The following is a 16,277-nucleotide window of genomic DNA, read 5'->3' on the forward strand; positions in this document are numbered from 1 at the left end:
CCTAAATCATGAGCGATTTCGCTCATAGACTTACTGCTTTCTCGACTTAGCTTTACAGTGTTTATTTTAAACTCACGGTTGTACTTTTCTTGATTTTTCATAGACCCTTATTTTTCTTAAGCTATTATTATTTGCTGTCTATGTTCTTTATGTCTAGGTAATGGTAGCAAGATCACTTAATACGAGCATGGATTCAAGTAGTGGCATAAAAATCTGTCCGGCTCTTTTAACTTTCCTTGATCTGTACCATTTTCCCCTACGTGGACAAGAACAAGCTGAGTTTATGACAGAACGCTCTGTACAGGACAATTTTTTAGGAGCAGATAAAAAGAATAGCCCGCAAATATGACCAGAGATCTGGCATAATACTTCTGGAAATCACTCTAAGAGGTATTATGAAACATATTTGCGAACTGAAAAATATTTTAGCAGAACATTTTGATTGGAACAAGTCTAGATTAACTGTATTAACGAATGTATTAATAGGACTATTCGTAGTAAGAACAGTAAATTTATCAGATCTTTCAACCGTTTTATATAGTGAGGCAAAAATATCATCCAATTATAAACGTCTACAAAGATTTTTTAAATGGCTTATTTCCGTAAATAATTATACTTATTTGACCATGAAATTTGTGATAATGGTTTTAGGTCTTAAAAATAAAAAAAACGATTTATCTTTAGATAGAACCGATTGGAAGTTTGGTAAGAAGCACATAAATATTCTTACATTAGGTGTTAATGTTAAAGGAGTAGCTATTCCCCTTGTCTGGATTTCATTAGGAAGAGCAGGGAATTCAAAAACGGCAGATCGTATAGAACTTTTAAAAAAAGTCATAAATGAAATAGAAATCAAATCTCTAACAGCAGATAGAGAATTCATAGGAGAAGAATGGTTCAAGTTTTTACTTCAGGCAAATATTCCTATATACATTCGGATAAAAAAAGACACTCAGGTTGTTAGAAGAAATCATCATTATACAATTTCTCTTAAAGACTTATTTGCCAAACTAAAACAAGGTAAAAAAAAGGTGCTAAAGGGACAGTATACGGTTTTAGGGCTAGAAGTTAATTTAGCAGCTTCACGGAACAACAAGGGAGAACTCTTAATAGTTCTGACTAATAGATGTCCTTATAAAGCATTAAAAATCTATAAAAAAAGATGGTCGATAGAAACCCTTTTTGGATACTTCAAAACAAAAGGTTTTAACTTTGAAGATACCCACATGACTGATGTAAATAAAATAGCATCATGGATGCTACTGCTTACGATAGTCGTTACTTGGACAATGAAGACAAGTTTAGTCCTGAAAGAAAAAGAGCAAAAAGCAACTCATGGACGCTTAAGAAAAAGTATTTTTAGAGTAGGCTTTGAAAGACTAAAGAGATGCTTATCTCAGCCTTTAGATAGATTAAAAGAGCTTTTAGAGTACCTGAAGCTCTTACTAAGAAAAAAAACACGTTGTAGGTGTGTTTTAAGAGTGGTTTAAAAAAAATGTCCTGTACAGAGGAGCCCGACAGGAAATTGCCAAACACAGCTCGCTGATATTTTCATTTCAACACGCCAAGTCTCAACCTCAGAAGACATGTTAGCTCCATCTTCTGCCCGTTTTCCTTTTATTCCTTTACCAAAAAAAGAAAAGGATTTTTTTCTAGCGCTTACGAAATTCGTATATTCAAAAGTCGTTCTTTTGTCATCGGGCCCTCGATAAAATTGCTCATACACCCATTCTTCGACTTGTGATGATTCTGCTGTAAACAAATCGGAACCTAGCATAAAACAATCCAGTGGGTGCGTCTTATGAAGGGCAATCTGCTTTCCGTTGTTTGTATTGATAATTTCAAACGTGCAGTCTCCTATTTCCTTAGGTAAAATCCCACCATCAGATGTTTTGGGGTTTTTATGAGGCACATCCAAGGTTTTCTTGGTTTCCCCGTTGAAAAGCCTGAAAATATTTTTTTCTGCTTCTCCTTCAACGCGTTTGATATGAAGAATATCTTGCCCTTCAGTACTTTCATTTCCAGAAGCTACTGACATAGTCGTCTCAGTAACAGGCTCTTCTTCCACGATGACCAGTTCTCCTTTTTCTGTTCTACACCATCGGGTTATTCCTACTTCTGCTTCTAGATCATAAGCTCTACTTCTATCGCTGTCTCTAAGCTCTTGTTCAAACTCTAAACTGCTATCATCGTTGATAGCTGATATGACGGGATTCTTTTTGGTTAGAAAATCCCCCAAAGCACTATCATCCCATTCTTTTATTCCTATTGTTTTTGCTCGTGAATTAACTGAGACACACACTGCTCCCGGCCCATTGCTAAACAATCGACTTTCAATTCTTTTTTTAATGCCTTTCAAACACAGTGCGCAAATACAGGCATAAGATCTGTTGGCGAAGAAGCGTTGTTTGGCCAATAGCTTTTATCAAAATGATTACACACAGAATACCAAATATTTTCACGATCTCTGGAGACTTTTAATTCCAATTGAGGGTCATTTAACCTCCAGCTACATATAGGTTCAACTAAATTAAGGTTTGGAATGGTCATAGCCTATCTCTTTTTTTAATTTTTTTTTGTAATAATGCATATTTTATGTGTTGTTAACTTCAAATAATCTTGTGTAAGACTTTGTTTTACGGTTTTTCTATGCGCTAATTAGGGGGCAAAAATGGATTCAGCTAGCATAGCTGATAAATCCGCAATTAAAAATGAACAATACTAAAAACTTAGTTTGTTTTTATAAAATTTCTTTGCGCAACAGGTAAAAAGCTGCTTTTATAGCGCTTTTTTGATAACATTCTGCATTTAACTTAAGGAGTCATATGGAAAGCATGAAAGATAAAGTTGCAATCATTACAGGATCTACATCAGGAATCGGACGAGAAGTAGCATTGTTATTTGCATCACGCGGGATAAAAGTAGCTGCTGCTGGACGCGATGAAGGAGGTGGGGCAAGCTTAATTAATGAAATTCAGCAAAAGGGTGGAAATGCCATTTTTATTAAAACGGATGTGTCTAATGCGGCATCAGTTCAAGCACTTATCAAATCAGCTAAAGAACATTTCGGTGGTATTGATTATGCGTTTAATAATGCGGGCATTGAAGGCGTACTTGGTCCTATCGCTGATATGAAAGAAGATGCGTGGGATGATGTGATGAACATTAATTTAAAAGGGATATGGTTATGCTTAAAATACGAATTCCCTGAAATTCTTCTTCGAGGTGGCGGAGCTATTGTCAATACATCTACAAATCTTACCAAATTGGGATTACCAGGAACATCAGCTTATGCTGCTAGCAAAGCTGGAGTAGATGCACTCACTCAAGTTGCTGCCATTGAATATGGTAAGCATGGAGTACGTGTGAATGCAATTAACCCAGGAGCGGTCGATACTCCTATGTTGCAGCGTATTTATAGTCCTGACCAAATGGAACAGGTAAAAAGTTCTAATCCACTCAACAAGATTGCGACTCCAAAGGATGTGGCTCAAATAGTTCTTTGGCTGTGTTCTCCAATGTCAAATCATGTGAACGGTATCAGCATGCTTATTGATGGAGGGTCAACTTTATTATAAATAAAAATATCAAATCTGAATTTTTTACAATTGTTAATACTTTAGTTTAAAAACTACATTTATTTATTAGTAACGGCAGCAAAATATGAAAATATTCTAGACAAAAAAGTTGCCAGCCTGAGATTCTTTTTTCTTTCACGAGATTATATGGAAATCCTCTTGGGAAGATCGGTAGAAATTTTTCTTTTTCCTTTTTCAAGCGGATGGTTTTGGCTGATCGACATTGAAAATATAAACTTGGAAGAACTAGCAATAGCTCGATCTGTTTTAAATGAAGAAGATTTGAAAAAATCTTCACGACTAAAATTTGAGAAAGATCGAAACAGATCCGTTGTAATTCATGCGCTACTAAAAATTTATATCGCTAAAATTCTTGATGCCTCCGTTAAAAGCATAAAATTTTTGCATAATAGATTTGGTAAACCTTGCCTACCTGATTCTCTGCTCTATTTTAATTTATCTCATTCAAATAATTATGCCTTTATTGGCATACATCCTTCAAAGGATATCGGTGTTGACATTGAAAAAATCGATGACAAAAATGCATTAGAAACATTCGATAATTTTTTATATCCCAATGAGAAAGAATGGCTTAGCGCACATTCTCATCCAAAGGAAGGCTTTTATACGCTCTGGTGCGCGAAAGAAGCCTACCTAAAAGCCCTTGGTTCAGGTTTTTCAACGCATCCTTTACCTATGCTGAAGCCTGCATCTACTCATCCTCAGAAAAATCATCCTATTGAAAAAATTGAGCATTTTTTTACTCCCTCAGAAGAATTTGTGATTTCTGATCATAAATATGAGGCATATGTTTATGACAAAGTTATAAATGATTATAAACTAGCTGTTTGCATAATTTAGGAATTTATGAAGAACATTTTACAAGCAGACATATGCATCATCGGTGGCGGAATAGCAGGATTATATTGCGCCCATAAATTAGCCCAAAGAAATCCTAGTAGAAAAATCACTGTATTTGAAGGACTTTCAAGATTGGGTGGTCGTGTACAGACAGGTTCATTCTGCAATGGAACGTTTCATCCTGAATTTGGTGCCTTGAGAATCGAGCCTGAATTGCAACCTTGTGTGAATGAATTGATCAGCGAATTGAAAATTCCGACCACTACAGCTAATCAGCACAACCCTACGATTTCAATGCATCCTGATTTCGAAAAATTGCATTTGGAAGAACAGCTTTTAATTAAAGCAAATCCTAACCAAGGGGCTCCACTCATTTTGTTAGAGCACGCTCTAAAGAAAATCCTCGGCAAGCAATGGGATATTGAGGGCGATCATTGGGATCTTCCTAATCGAGATGAAAAAAAGCAATTTTTACGCTCAACTGCCATATTTAATGGGATTCTATTATATCACCAAGGTGCTTGGAATGTTTTTAGTGAAGTATTGAGTTATGAAGCAATTGAGTTCGTACGTGAAAAAGGAGCCTTTTATCATCTTAAAAATGCCAATCCTAATGCAGCAGACTGGATTTCTATCCTCTTAGATATGCGGCTTATCAAGCAGCCATCCTATTCTCCTGTAGGAGGAATGGATACACTCATTCACTCTTTAGAAAAAGCGATCACAGAAAAACAGGTTAATATTTTATGCAATCATGAGCTGACATGCATGAAACCCAACGGGGACTCTTCCACCCAGCTCATCTTTTCAAAGAAAGACGATAAAACTACAGTTACAGTCGATGCGAAAACAGTCATCCTAGCAATCCCTCAAGCAGCTCTTCTGAAGCTTGCTGATTCGCTACCTTCACATATTATTCCTCTTCTTTCAAAAGTACGCCCTCTTCCGATGGTTTGGGCTTACTGCATCGTAGAAAATCCACCTTGGACAAAGTCTACTCCTACGGGAAATGGCAAAAACATGCCTGTAAGAGCCGTGCATCTTGAGCTTGATGGACAAAATCCACCTCGTTTCGGCATGGCAATGTTCTATTGCGATGAGCCTTGGTCTGAATACTGGGCTGATTTGGTAGAAGAAGAGACTTCTGACTTAATTGGTACTCACTTTGAAGCACAGATCAATCGAGGACCTCGTTTGACGAATGCTTTAAGTAAGGCCTTACAATCTTTTCTTTCTTTGAAAGACCCTCCTAAAATCGTCGAATGGGCAATTCGAGATTGGGGGCGCCAACCTTTTGGCGGGGGAGTTCATCTATGGAAACCGCGTGCAAAATCAGCAGATGTGATGAACGAATTGAAAGCTTTTTCTTTAAATGGGAGTACTGTTTTAAAGAATATTCACATATGCAACGAAGCTTTTTCCGATTTGCAAGGTTTCTTTGAAGGGTCCCTTCGTTCAGCAAACAATGCATTACAAACAATAGAATGTGAAGAGGGATAACCGTGCAAAAATTCGCAGAAATCTCTCTTCAATCCATTCACCTCCTATTTGAAGAGCAAGTAGAGAGAACACCCGAAAATATCGCTGTCTGTAGCGACGATATGGAACTTTCATACCAGGCGACTGACCATTAAAACAAGATCTTGAATTTAGAGTGTGGATGCTAGAAACTGTTCGAGACATATTTTCGAGGAGATTTCTATGAGCCAGCCAAAAGGCAAAATACCAAAGCATATAAAACAAAAGACATTCAATCATCCAGGCACCGACAGTCAAATAATTTTAAATCTTTGCAAGATAAAAGACCCTCGCCAACCATCCTGTAATTTTCATTACTCACTAGTTACAGTCCTATTTATCTCCTTTTTAGGTGTCTTATGCGGAGCAAAAGATTGGATAAGCAAATACGTAGATGTTTCGTCTGGAGTTCCTTCAAGTAAGACACTAAAACGAGTAATGAGTCTCATTCCTACCGACTCTTTAGAAAGATTACTTAATTGTTTAAGATCAAGCCTTGCGGAAGGGGATATTATCGCCATAGATGAAAAAACTCTTCGTGGCAGTCGCGGTTGGAATGAGAAAGATAAACCACTTCATTTGTTACACGCGTGGAGCACAGACCTTGGAATCTGCTTAGGGCAAGTATCTGTCGATGAGAAATCTAATGAAATTACGGCTTTTCCAAAGTTAATTGAACAGTTAGAGCTTAAAGGAACAACAGTTACTACAGATGCTTTAAATACCCAGAAGAAATCTGCAGCAGCAATTATCAACCAGAAAGCAGATTATGCATTACCGGTGAAAGGGAATCATAAAGGTCTCTATAAAGACATAAAGTTACTATTTGAAGATGCTGATAGAAAAAGCAGCATTGATGTAACGGAAATTCACCATCAAGAAAAATCCGCAGGACGAATGGAAGAACGTAGATATCAGCTTTTAGATATTAAAGGCCTTGGATCTGTCAAAAAATGGGCTGGTTGTTTAAGAGCAGGAAGGGTTAGTAGAAAAAGAACGAAAAAAGGCAAAACCTCTCTAGAGATATGTTATTACATAACCAGTCTGCTCGATATAGATAAATTTGCTAAGAGCGTACGGAAACACTGGGGAATAGAAAATGGCCTTCATTTATCTCTAGATGTTATTTTTAAAGAGGATAAACATCGCTATCAAGATAAAATAGGCGCTGCAAATCTGTCTTTGCTAAGGAAAGTCGCACTTGCGGTATTAGCCAAGGACACATCACTTAAGTGTGGAAAACCCGCTAGGCAAATGCGAGCTGCTACGTCTCCTACATACAGAGACCAGTTAGTCAAAAATTGCTTTTAATGGTCGGTCACCTGCAAATGGAAATCGTATCACGGTAACAGGATAAACGCTGTTGACGGAAAAGTTAGGTCTGTTCAAGTCCTTAAGGAGGGGTCTTCAAAGCTTTTAGTAAAGCACAAGCATGGAAATAACCCGAATAAGCCAAGGAGCGATGACCCTGGTTTTTTTACATACATGATAGGGGCGGCGCTCACAAGTTTAGGAGTGCTTCTATCTGGAACACACCTGCTGGTCCTATTTTAATAGGGGTTGGCACCGGAGTCTCTATAGCGGGAGAAGCAAAAGCAGAACAATCACGCAACCGTAGGGAGTAATTGTGGAAGAATGGACTCTACAACAAAAGATCGCCATTTATGGCATTTCTATACCGCTAGCAATATTTTTGTGGGCCCTCATCTTGTTAAAATTGGCTGACTGGGCACAAGATGGGTGGTGTAACAATAACCGCAAAAAAAAGTGGGCTGTTTGTTTGATAATTGGTTTTTACCTTGTCTTGTCAAATCTGGACAAAGCATTTCCTGACATGTTCGGCTCTTAGCTTCATTTTATAATCACTTTTGATCAAGTTTGGGCATTTTTAATTTAGAAATGCTCAAATATGTACTCTTCATCGTTACAAAAATTTAAACGCGCGGAAAGATCTGTAACAAAGAAATGACAGAAGCTGAGTGGATGCAAGTAATGTATCAATTCCTCTATTGAAAAAAATTTTAATTATTAGGTACTGTTTATGCAGTAAAATAGGAGCGGCTATGCCAATTTGTGGATTTGATAGAACTGCTATCCTATGTAAGCTTGTATGGTGAATTGCTTGTGCAATCTAGTACAACATTTCAGAGCCTTAAAAAATTTTGCTCTCAGAAAAGGAAATGTTCCAAACAAAGAAAAATAGAAACAATTAGCTAATATAGAGAGGGGTATGTTTAAAGAGATTTTTTTTACATTGATTGCGGTAGGTGGCATTGACGCAGGAGCAGAAATGAAGACTGATACCAAGATACAAAATATTACAGAAACGAAAATAGATACAAAGATGCAAGACATTATGGAGCTAATACGTTTAGCTGTTTTGCAAGAAGAGCAACTGGATATAATGCTGCCCTCGCTAGTTCAACAGGCGGTTACTTCTGCAAAGAAGGATATGGATGTTAAGAAGGTTGTTACCGATGTAAAAGAAAAGATTCTTAAAGAAACTTATCTAAAAAAGTTTGTAGAGCCTTTTGATAAGATATTTACTCATGATGAAATCCAAGCGCTTCTTAGCTATTATAGAGCAGATGCGATAAAAAAGTTTTTTAAAACAGGTGCTGAAACACTTTTCCCAGTTTACGCAGGCATGCAAGAAGTCATTACAGATATTGTCAAGCCTCCTCTTTTAGAAGACAATGTTGCCACGGTCACTGCTTCAAATTTTCAGAAAGAAGTAAAGGAGTTCAAAGGTAGTATTCTTTTAAAAGTTTACTCTATGATGTGTGGACCTTGTCAAGTTGTGGCACCCATCTTTTCAGAACTCAGTACTGAATTAGGGGATAAGGTCAAATTTTGCAAAATAGATCTTAGCTTCGAACTTGAATTGTTAAAAGAGCTTGAAGTAACTTCAGTACCTACTATCTTATTTATCAAAGATGGAAAAATAATAGATCGTCATACTGGTTTAATTAGCAAAGAAGCTTTAAGAAACAAGGTTGTAGGAAGCGATATTGCTTCTGGGGCTTAGCGCTAGGTTTTCGTATTTATTAAGAAAATTAGCGCACAGAAAGATCTGCGCGCTACATGCCTTAAAAAAAGTGCAAGGCTACATAGAAAAGCTAAAATAGGACAGAAAACACTGATCACCCTTTTCCAAGAGAAAAAAAGGGGTTAGCAAATCAAAAAGCTAACGCTTAAAGCACAGAAAAATAGACGATAGAAACACCCTCAATAAAAGAACTCAGCCCATCCCTGGAATGCTAAGTAAAAAATTGTGCAATTAGCCTCTCAATTTTTAACAGCAAAGATTAAAGGAACTTTTGTTAAAAGCAAAGTTTGGTAAAATCAGACTGATTTTAGAGGATTTATATGTTGCGTAAAAAATCAGGTGGGATCGAATGGTTGGAATTTGAACTTTTACAAGGGATCCCTCATCTTAAAACGGGAGTTTTTTTAAGACATGGAGGAATCAGCCAAGGTCCTTATGCGTCTTTTAATTTGGGGGCAAATACAGAAGATCTTGCAGAGCATGTAATCTATCATCGTAAGCAAGTACAAGAGCTGTTTAATTTTAAAAAAATAGTGACGGGTAACCAAGTGCATGGAGTTCATGCTGAATGGATACAAACGCTTAAGCAAGATGTAGGAAATTGTGATATTTTATTAACCGATTTGTCAGAGGTTGGTTTGTTAATTACCCACGCAGATTGTCAGGCTGCAATTTTTTATGATCCTTTACGAAAGGCGATAGCAAATACACATGCAGGTTGGAGAGGAAATGTGGGTAATGCATATCGTGAAACAGTCAGGGCTATGCATAAAGCCTTTGGTTCTAATCCCGCTGATTTACTTGTTTGCATTTCACCAAGCCTTGGACCAAAACACGCAGAGTTTAAAGAATATAAGAGGGAATTTCCACCGGATTTCTGGAAGTACCAAGTAACACCGCTTCATTTTGATTTATGGGCTCTTGCTAAAGATCAATTAGAGGAGGAAGGAGTGTTATCTTCTCATATTGAGATTGCATGTATGTGTACACATTGCAACACAGAGGATTTTTACTCCTATCGCCGAGATCAAATAACAGGAAGAAATGGGACAATCATTGGTTTCACTGAGAAGGCATTTGATTAAAAAATAAAACAGCTTCTTTAGCAAGGGTTTCTTGGATTTTTTTACGATCTACTCCTTGAGGATCTTCATAGAGTCTAGGAGGTAAAAACCGTCTACCAACACTGGTAGCTCGGTTGAGAAAAGTGTAGTGATTGGCATTTCCTTTAAGAATTTTAAGCGACACGCGATTCATTATTTTGGCAAACCATTTTGCATTCTGTTCTGTAGGTGCAATGGCATCTTGCTCTGATGCTACAATATAAAATGGAGGTTGAATATTTTTTAAACTTTGCTCTGTAAACATCCATCCTAAAGCAGGAGCCATTACGAAAAAAGCAGAGATGCGTTGATCATGGAAAGATTGGAATACTTGCTTAAAATCCGTTTCTTTTAACTTGTCTAGAGAAATGGTTTCTCCTAATTGTTGGTTGCAAATTTGTTGAAATGCGCTTTGCTCAATTTCCTTTACACAAGCTCCAGCTATCCATAAACCTGTAGTTGCACCTAATGAATATCCACTAAATCCAATGCGGTTTTGGTCAATGCGGTCTTGAAATAAGCTATTATGTAAAATTTGATCAATGACAAAAGAGACATCTTTAGGTCTCTCCCAAGTTCTAACATAGAACTCTGGAATTTTATTATTCCAAGTATTGCCATAGTGATCCATAGAAGCTACAATATATCCATTAGCAGCTAATACTTCAGCAAGCCATGCAATATTAAAACGATCTCCGCCATGGCCGTGTGAAAGAACAATCAAAGGATAGGTTCCTTTCTGATTGCTTAACACAGCATCTCTGGCTTCTCCACAACGAACCCACATGCCTAAAGGATTAATAGACGGCGTTTCTGGATCAATAGGATACCATATTTCTGTAACAACAGGACGCTTACGCTCTACATCGTAAAAATGCAAGGTGGTAATCCCTGTTTTTTGAGGATGAAGGATAACCTTAGTAAAATAGTGGCTTAGGTATATTTTCTGACTTAAAGGCCATAACACAAGCAGAAAAGCTGCCAGATAAAGAATCCAGTTAGTTTTCTTTTTACGCATTTTCAAGCTGAGCCTGTTTTTTTTAGATAGCATTTGTTTTTTTTGATAAGAAATTTTTTACTAAAAAGGAAGTTCTTTTTTATTCTTACAAAATCATACCGCATAGGAAATAATCTTGGCATAAAATTCTTCGCTGAGTTGATGCCTTTAGGAGAATTTTCGGTGTCAATGATCTTATTTGGAAATTTTTCTTTCAGCTTCTGTTAATAGTTCTATTGCTTTTACATTTTTAGCTTCAGTAGCGCATTCAAGAGGAGTTTTTATTGTGAGCTCAAAGTCAAAGTTGTCTTTTGCCTGACCCTCGACTCCGGCATCGAGTAAAGCATTTAGGAATCTACCTTCTGTATCGGATATTGCAGCCTCATGTAAAGGAGTATATCCTTTCCCATTTGAGAGCTCTAAATGAGCGCCTTGAGAAATGAGTAATTGAAATACGTCATATGCTCCTTTTCGAATAGCAATATGTAGAGCAGTAGATCCTTCAAAATCAGATGCATCGATTTCATCTCCTCGGTTCAAATACTCTTTAATCTTATCGTGCTCTCCTTGTTGAATAGCTTGATGAAGAGAGGGAACTCCTTGAGGGACATCTTTATTTTGCAGAGGCTGCCATACCATACATTCTTCGTAAAATATACTGCTCTGCTTTAGCCATTCATAGAGGTTTTTATTACCTCGTACAAAAGGCATAGAAACATGGGATTGATAAAATTTTTCTTCATCTGTTTCCTGCGGTTCTCTTTTAAACCGAGTGATCCTTTGAGATGCAACTTGGCAGTTGTACAGACCTTCTGCTTTCAGATAGCTCATTGGCAGTTGACAAGGGGTTTCATCTGGCCTTTTTAGTATGAATCGATTTAAAGAACGTCCTTCATTAAAAGGATATTGTAAAAAAGGAGCTGTTGTATCTAAGAAGAGCTGGGTCATTTTTTTATTAAAATTGGTTTTTAAGTTGTCATTTTCATGTAAGAACATAAAGCCATCTATGAAAAGAAAACCTGATTTAGGACGGAGTAAATTGTAAGCTTGAGAAAAGGTTCCAACTGGATCTACAAGATGACGGAAACACCATCTAGATACAATCAGATCTACTTTGTTTTCAATATCCAGATCTTGTTCCTTAAAGCTAGTAAAGAGCTCTTCAATTTTAAAAGCGCCTAACTTGTAGGTTTTGCACCGATCTGTTTCAGCAATCTTGTTTTCTAGGTATTTTTCGCCTCGTATACCAATAATATGAACCTTGATGTCTTTGGGAAGATCGGTTTGCTCTTCAATATAAGAGCCAAGACCATCAACCCATTGAAAATTCCCAGCCCCTATGTCTAAGGCATAGAAATTCTTCTGAGTTGTGGGTGCTTGTTGGATCACTTTTTTCATCAAAGAGTGTTCATCTACTCCACACATGCTATAGTTATCCGAACCATTATACAATCCCCAACCACTTCTAGTGTCCGTAGATAAAGTATTAAAAGTTTGCTTAATCTTCTCTTGAATATCTGGAGTTCTTTGGGTCCAATCCAAATAGCGAGGAGTTGCCGCTGAAGAAATATTCGGCTCTGAATTCACATAATTCAAAGTTATAGAAGTACTCATTATTTTTACCTATTTGTTTTAATTATAAAAATATTATATATAAAAATACCACTTTAATTAAAGCTAATAACAGTTTTACTATGTAGGAATTTTTTATTTTCTTAAATAAATTAATTCATAAGATTATTAGTTTGATTTATTTAAAATCTTTATTTTATTTCTCAAAAAGATTATATGTAAATTAAAGAGAGGTATAAATGAAAAAAATATTAGCGCTAATTCTCATTCTATTTTCTACTTTTATTTATGCTGCTGAAACAAAAGATGTACCGGTTTTAATTTTAGGAGGAGGCCCTGCTGGTTTAACAGCTGCTATTTATTGTGGGCGCGCTGGCATTAAACCAGTTGTCATTACAGGAGATAGCGTAGGGGGGATGATTACGCAATCTCCTAGAGTAGAAAATTGGCCAGGAAGAGATGTCATTTCAGGAATTGAACTAGGTAAAGATCTGGAAAATCAGGCCAGTCTAAATGGAGCTGAATTGCTTAGAGAGGAAGTAATTGATGTAGTGCTCTCTCAGGATCTTTCTCAAAAAGCACATCAGATAACAACTCGTTCTTTAATCACTCAAGAAGAGATGATATACTACACGCCTATTGTAGTTGTTGCTTTAGGAGCAACGCCTAATAAATTGCATATTCCTGGAGAGCAAAGTTATTGGTCTAAGGGGGTATATAGCTGCGCAGTATGTGATGGAGGATTTTACAAGGATAAAATCGTAGCGGTGGTAGGAGGAGGAGATGGAGCTTTAACAGAAGCGCAGTATCTTGCAAATCTTGCTAAAAAAGTTTATATTATAGTGCGCGGAAGAAGTTTTCGCACTGTAGAGAAACAAAGAGAGAAACAAGTAACCTCTTTACCCAATATAGAAGTTCTCTATCAAACTATAGTAAAAGAAATAAAAGGAGAAAAAGATAGAGTAAACCATCTTATTTTATCTAATCAAAAACACAAAAAAAGCTATCATCTACCAGTAGATGCTTTATTTTTAGCTATTGGGTCTCTGCCAAACACAAAATTATTTGCCAATCAATTAGAGCTGGATTCAGGGTATATTCGATTAAAGGAGCACCAAAAAACCTCTATTAAGGGGGTGTATGCTGCAGGAGAGGTAGCAGATCCTGAATTTAAGCAGGCGATTTGCGCAGCAGCAGATGGCGCTAAAGCAGCCATGCAATTACAAAAAGAAATCAATAAACCATGTAAGCCTTGTGAGCTTCTGCAAAAACAAATTAAAAAAGGATAAGTAAATGAAAACTATTTTAGTAATTTTAAGTGGTTTATTTATGGTTTGCGCTTTGCCGATTTATTCTGCAAATAAACAAGGAAACACTCCTTTGGAAGTTTCTTCTTTAAAGCAATTAGATGCACTTTTAGGAAGTCAAAAAATAGTCTTTATCGATTTTTATAAAGATTCTTGTCCTCCTTGCGAGCAATTCAACCCCTTATATGAAAGTTGGGCCCGCCTATTTAATAAACAAATTATCTTTATTAAGATCAATGCAAGTAATCCAAAAACAGATAACTTATGTAAAAAATTTAAGATAACTAGCTTGCCTACTTTGATTGTTTTAGATAGTCAAGGAGAGGAGATTGCTAAGCACATAGGGATGGAGGAAATCAAAAAGATGAATATAAAGAGGTTTTTAGCTTACGTGGAAGGTTCAGGACTTTAAATAAGTCGATAGGCGATTTTTCCACCCAGGTAGCCAGCGCGATTCATCTCTAGGTGCATTAGCTACCCGGTTTTCCAATAACAAATTGGCTGCTTTCACAAAATCTTGAACGGGATTAGTTGATTGATTTGGCATATTTTGTATCACTTGTTTTAATCCCCATCCTTGATTTGCATATTGCTCTTTGAGAGTAGTTCCTTCCCCTTTGAAATTAATATAATCTATTATGGCGTATTTCCCATTAGAGGTTTGAGCAAGCAGACGTATTTTTTTGATAAAAGATTTTTTTTCTTTAAGGGGAAGAGAGAAGAGGATATTTGCAAGGGCCTTTTGTGAGCGCTGCGCAATAAAGAGCATTTGTAATTCAATGGTCTGAATGAGTAGTTTTTTTAAACTTTGCTTGCGTGGATCTTGGGTTTGGTCAAATTCTTGCTTAGAATACCAGGGACAATCTTTTTCTTTCTCAAGCCAAGAGGGAATGGAAACACGATGTTTTTGCAAGAACAGAAGGAAGTCAGGAAATGTATCTGCAAATTGTTTTTGCCTGCCTTTTGGATACCAAATAAAATGTCCAATTCCTAAAGAGAGAAAATCTTCACCTAGATTCCAACTTAGCAATCTATGGGTAGTGGCGCCACATTCATTTTGCCAAATTTTTTGACCAATAGCATGCGCTTCCTTTTTGGAAAGACTAAGAAAGGAAGCATGGGGAGTATTTGTTTTCCCATCACAACTCATTATAAGAGACAGAAGAAGAAGTAATTTTAAAAACATAAAATTTATTTGTAAATGTTAAGGGAGATGATACCACTTGCAAAAGCGGGTATATTGCGGCCTGCTACAGTAAACCAACAGCCAGCGATAATTCCTACGCTTTGATTGAAATTATACTCAAGAGCAGGTGCGATGCTTATTTGCTCTTTTGAAGCAGCACCTATTAAATGAGGAATGCCATTCAAATGTCCTCTTTCTCCTTTAAAACGTATTTTATTAGTGTGTATATATTCTAAATCACAAGCTAAAACAAAGCGTTGGCTAAAGGACCATTCTAGTCCCAATAGTGAAATAAAAAATTGTCCGGGAAATACTTTGCCTCTTGTATGGGGCCCTCCTCCGTAGGAATTTAATCCTTTTACGTGAACCGGAGTAGGAAAATGATAGCTTAAGCTAAGACGAGTTGCTAGAAATTGAGAGCAGCCCATTTGAAATGTTCGCCCCATAACTAAAGCAACTCCTGGAAAATAACCCCCTAATCCTCCTGCATCTAATCCTTGCTTATCCAAGCTCAAGTGTTGGTATTTTCCTGTAGGCAAGGTAGCAAGTAACCTTAGTTTAATGGCAGGTCCAGTAGGAGCTGCTTTGTATAATTGAAAACCAAGGGATATGGGGATATCACCAAAAGACCAAGCATGGATATCTTTCTGATGCTTATACAATACTAGGGGATTGAACTGAAAGTCACAAATTTTTGACAATCCGAATTGGACGTCTAGTACAAAGGAACCAATAAATAAGTGAGGCATAGAATGGTTTTTCCAATGGGCATTGTAATGCCCATAGATATTTGTAAAAAACAAATAGGATTGTATGTTGTAGTGGCCTTTAGGAACAACATTTGCAGTTGGTGTAAGCAAGGGTCCTGTAAACCAAGGCTCATAAGGCTCGTTAGAAGTAATATGAGGCATATCAGGAGAGCTTGCAAATCCAATTAAAGGAGAACATAAAATAACAAGTCGTATAAGATAATTTTTAAAAATGCTCATGTTCTAGTAGTTTAATTCCTTATTATTTTGTACAAACTTAGGATAGGCACAAGTAGATTTTTTTGTATAAGCACTTGAAAAAGTCAGGTTAATTAAGATAAAAAATGATAGTATTGC

General features: G+C 36.7%; 17 protein-coding genes. 11 read left to right on the forward strand and 6 right to left on the reverse strand.

Annotated elements, in window-relative coordinates; all coding sequences use genetic code 11:
- Positions 1-187 precede the first annotated feature (187 nt).
- Together RHTP_RS08785 and RHTP_RS03050 are read left to right on the forward strand one after the other, a co-directional pair.
- Entirely contained in the window at positions 188-349 is a 162-nt protein-coding gene (locus tag RHTP_RS08785) for a hypothetical protein (RefSeq protein ID WP_171005716.1), read from the forward strand.
- 46 nt (positions 350-395) lie between these two features.
- Positions 396-1,490, forward strand: coding sequence for an IS4 family transposase (locus RHTP_RS03050; protein ID WP_138106530.1), 1,095 nt, complete (start codon positions 396-398; stop codon positions 1,488-1,490).
- Here RHTP_RS03050 and RHTP_RS03055 read toward each other — a convergent pair.
- Both RHTP_RS03055 and RHTP_RS03060 read right to left on the reverse strand, forming a co-directional pair.
- Complete coding sequence (locus tag RHTP_RS03055) at positions 1,487-2,302, reverse strand: hypothetical protein (RefSeq protein ID WP_138106661.1); 816 nt, start codon at positions 2,300-2,302, stop codon at positions 1,487-1,489. The genes RHTP_RS03050 and RHTP_RS03055 overlap by 4 nt on opposite strands.
- Positions 2,303-2,355: 53 nt before the next feature.
- Positions 2,356-2,550 (reverse strand): hypothetical protein, encoded by a 195-nt coding sequence (locus tag RHTP_RS03060; RefSeq protein WP_138106662.1) that lies wholly within the window; start codon positions 2,548-2,550, stop codon positions 2,356-2,358.
- 284 nt (positions 2,551-2,834) lie between these two features.
- Here RHTP_RS03060 and RHTP_RS03065 point away from each other — a divergent pair, with 284 nt between their 5' ends.
- The 7 genes from RHTP_RS03065 (at position 2,835) to pgeF (ending at position 10,091) form a co-directional block, all read left to right on the forward strand.
- On the forward strand, positions 2,835-3,578 hold the full coding sequence (locus tag RHTP_RS03065) for an SDR family NAD(P)-dependent oxidoreductase (RefSeq protein ID WP_171005717.1): 744 nt from the start codon (positions 2,835-2,837) through the stop codon (positions 3,576-3,578).
- A 147-nt stretch (positions 3,579-3,725) separates the two neighbouring features.
- Complete coding sequence (locus RHTP_RS03070) at positions 3,726-4,439, forward strand: 4'-phosphopantetheinyl transferase family protein (protein WP_138106664.1); 714 nt, start codon at positions 3,726-3,728, stop codon at positions 4,437-4,439.
- A gap of 6 nt (positions 4,440-4,445) precedes the next feature.
- Positions 4,446-5,939 (forward strand): flavin monoamine oxidase family protein, encoded by a 1,494-nt coding sequence (locus RHTP_RS03075; RefSeq protein WP_138106665.1) that lies wholly within the window; start codon positions 4,446-4,448, stop codon positions 5,937-5,939.
- A 201-nt stretch (positions 5,940-6,140) separates the two neighbouring features.
- Entirely contained in the window at positions 6,141-7,268 is a 1,128-nt protein-coding gene (locus RHTP_RS03080; protein WP_138106666.1) for an ISAs1 family transposase, read from the forward strand.
- A gap of 316 nt (positions 7,269-7,584) precedes the next feature.
- Positions 7,585-7,806, forward strand: a complete 222-nt coding sequence (locus tag RHTP_RS03085; RefSeq protein ID WP_138106667.1) for a hypothetical protein — start codon at positions 7,585-7,587, stop codon at positions 7,804-7,806.
- A gap of 381 nt (positions 7,807-8,187) precedes the next feature.
- Positions 8,188-8,985, forward strand: coding sequence for a thioredoxin domain-containing protein (locus tag RHTP_RS03090; RefSeq protein WP_138106668.1), 798 nt, complete (start codon positions 8,188-8,190; stop codon positions 8,983-8,985).
- A gap of 341 nt (positions 8,986-9,326) precedes the next feature.
- Complete coding sequence (gene pgeF, locus RHTP_RS03095; RefSeq protein ID WP_138106669.1) at positions 9,327-10,091, forward strand: peptidoglycan editing factor PgeF; 765 nt, start codon at positions 9,327-9,329, stop codon at positions 10,089-10,091.
- Here pgeF and RHTP_RS03100 read toward each other — a convergent pair.
- Positions 10,069-11,127: an alpha/beta hydrolase family protein gene (locus tag RHTP_RS03100; protein ID WP_171005718.1), complete on the reverse strand. Its 1,059-nt coding sequence runs from the start codon at positions 11,125-11,127 to the stop codon at positions 10,069-10,071. The two genes, pgeF and RHTP_RS03100, sit on opposite strands and share 23 nt — an antisense overlap.
- A gap of 174 nt (positions 11,128-11,301) precedes the next feature.
- Entirely contained in the window at positions 11,302-12,720 is a 1,419-nt protein-coding gene (locus RHTP_RS03105) for an ankyrin repeat domain-containing protein (protein ID WP_138106671.1), read from the reverse strand.
- 197 nt (positions 12,721-12,917) lie between these two features.
- On the opposite strand from RHTP_RS03105, the gene RHTP_RS03110 reads away from it, so the two are divergent.
- Positions 12,918-13,967, forward strand: a complete 1,050-nt coding sequence (locus tag RHTP_RS03110; protein ID WP_138106672.1) for an NAD(P)/FAD-dependent oxidoreductase — start codon at positions 12,918-12,920, stop codon at positions 13,965-13,967.
- A gap of 4 nt (positions 13,968-13,971) precedes the next feature.
- Positions 13,972-14,397, forward strand: coding sequence for a thioredoxin family protein (locus RHTP_RS03115; RefSeq protein ID WP_138106673.1), 426 nt, complete (start codon positions 13,972-13,974; stop codon positions 14,395-14,397).
- Here the strand turns inward: RHTP_RS03115 and RHTP_RS03120 are convergent.
- Both RHTP_RS03120 and RHTP_RS03125 read right to left on the reverse strand, forming a co-directional pair.
- On the reverse strand, positions 14,386-15,171 hold the full coding sequence (locus tag RHTP_RS03120) for a hypothetical protein (protein ID WP_138106674.1): 786 nt from the start codon (positions 15,169-15,171) through the stop codon (positions 14,386-14,388). The two genes, RHTP_RS03115 and RHTP_RS03120, sit on opposite strands and share 12 nt — an antisense overlap.
- A gap of 5 nt (positions 15,172-15,176) precedes the next feature.
- Positions 15,177-16,160: a hypothetical protein gene (locus RHTP_RS03125; RefSeq protein WP_138106675.1), complete on the reverse strand. Its 984-nt coding sequence runs from the start codon at positions 16,158-16,160 to the stop codon at positions 15,177-15,179.
- Positions 16,161-16,277 lie beyond the last annotated feature (117 nt).

It is taken from the genome of Candidatus Rhabdochlamydia sp. T3358 (genome assembly GCF_901000775.1).
GTDB lineage: Bacteria > Chlamydiota > Chlamydiia > Chlamydiales > Rhabdochlamydiaceae > Rhabdochlamydia.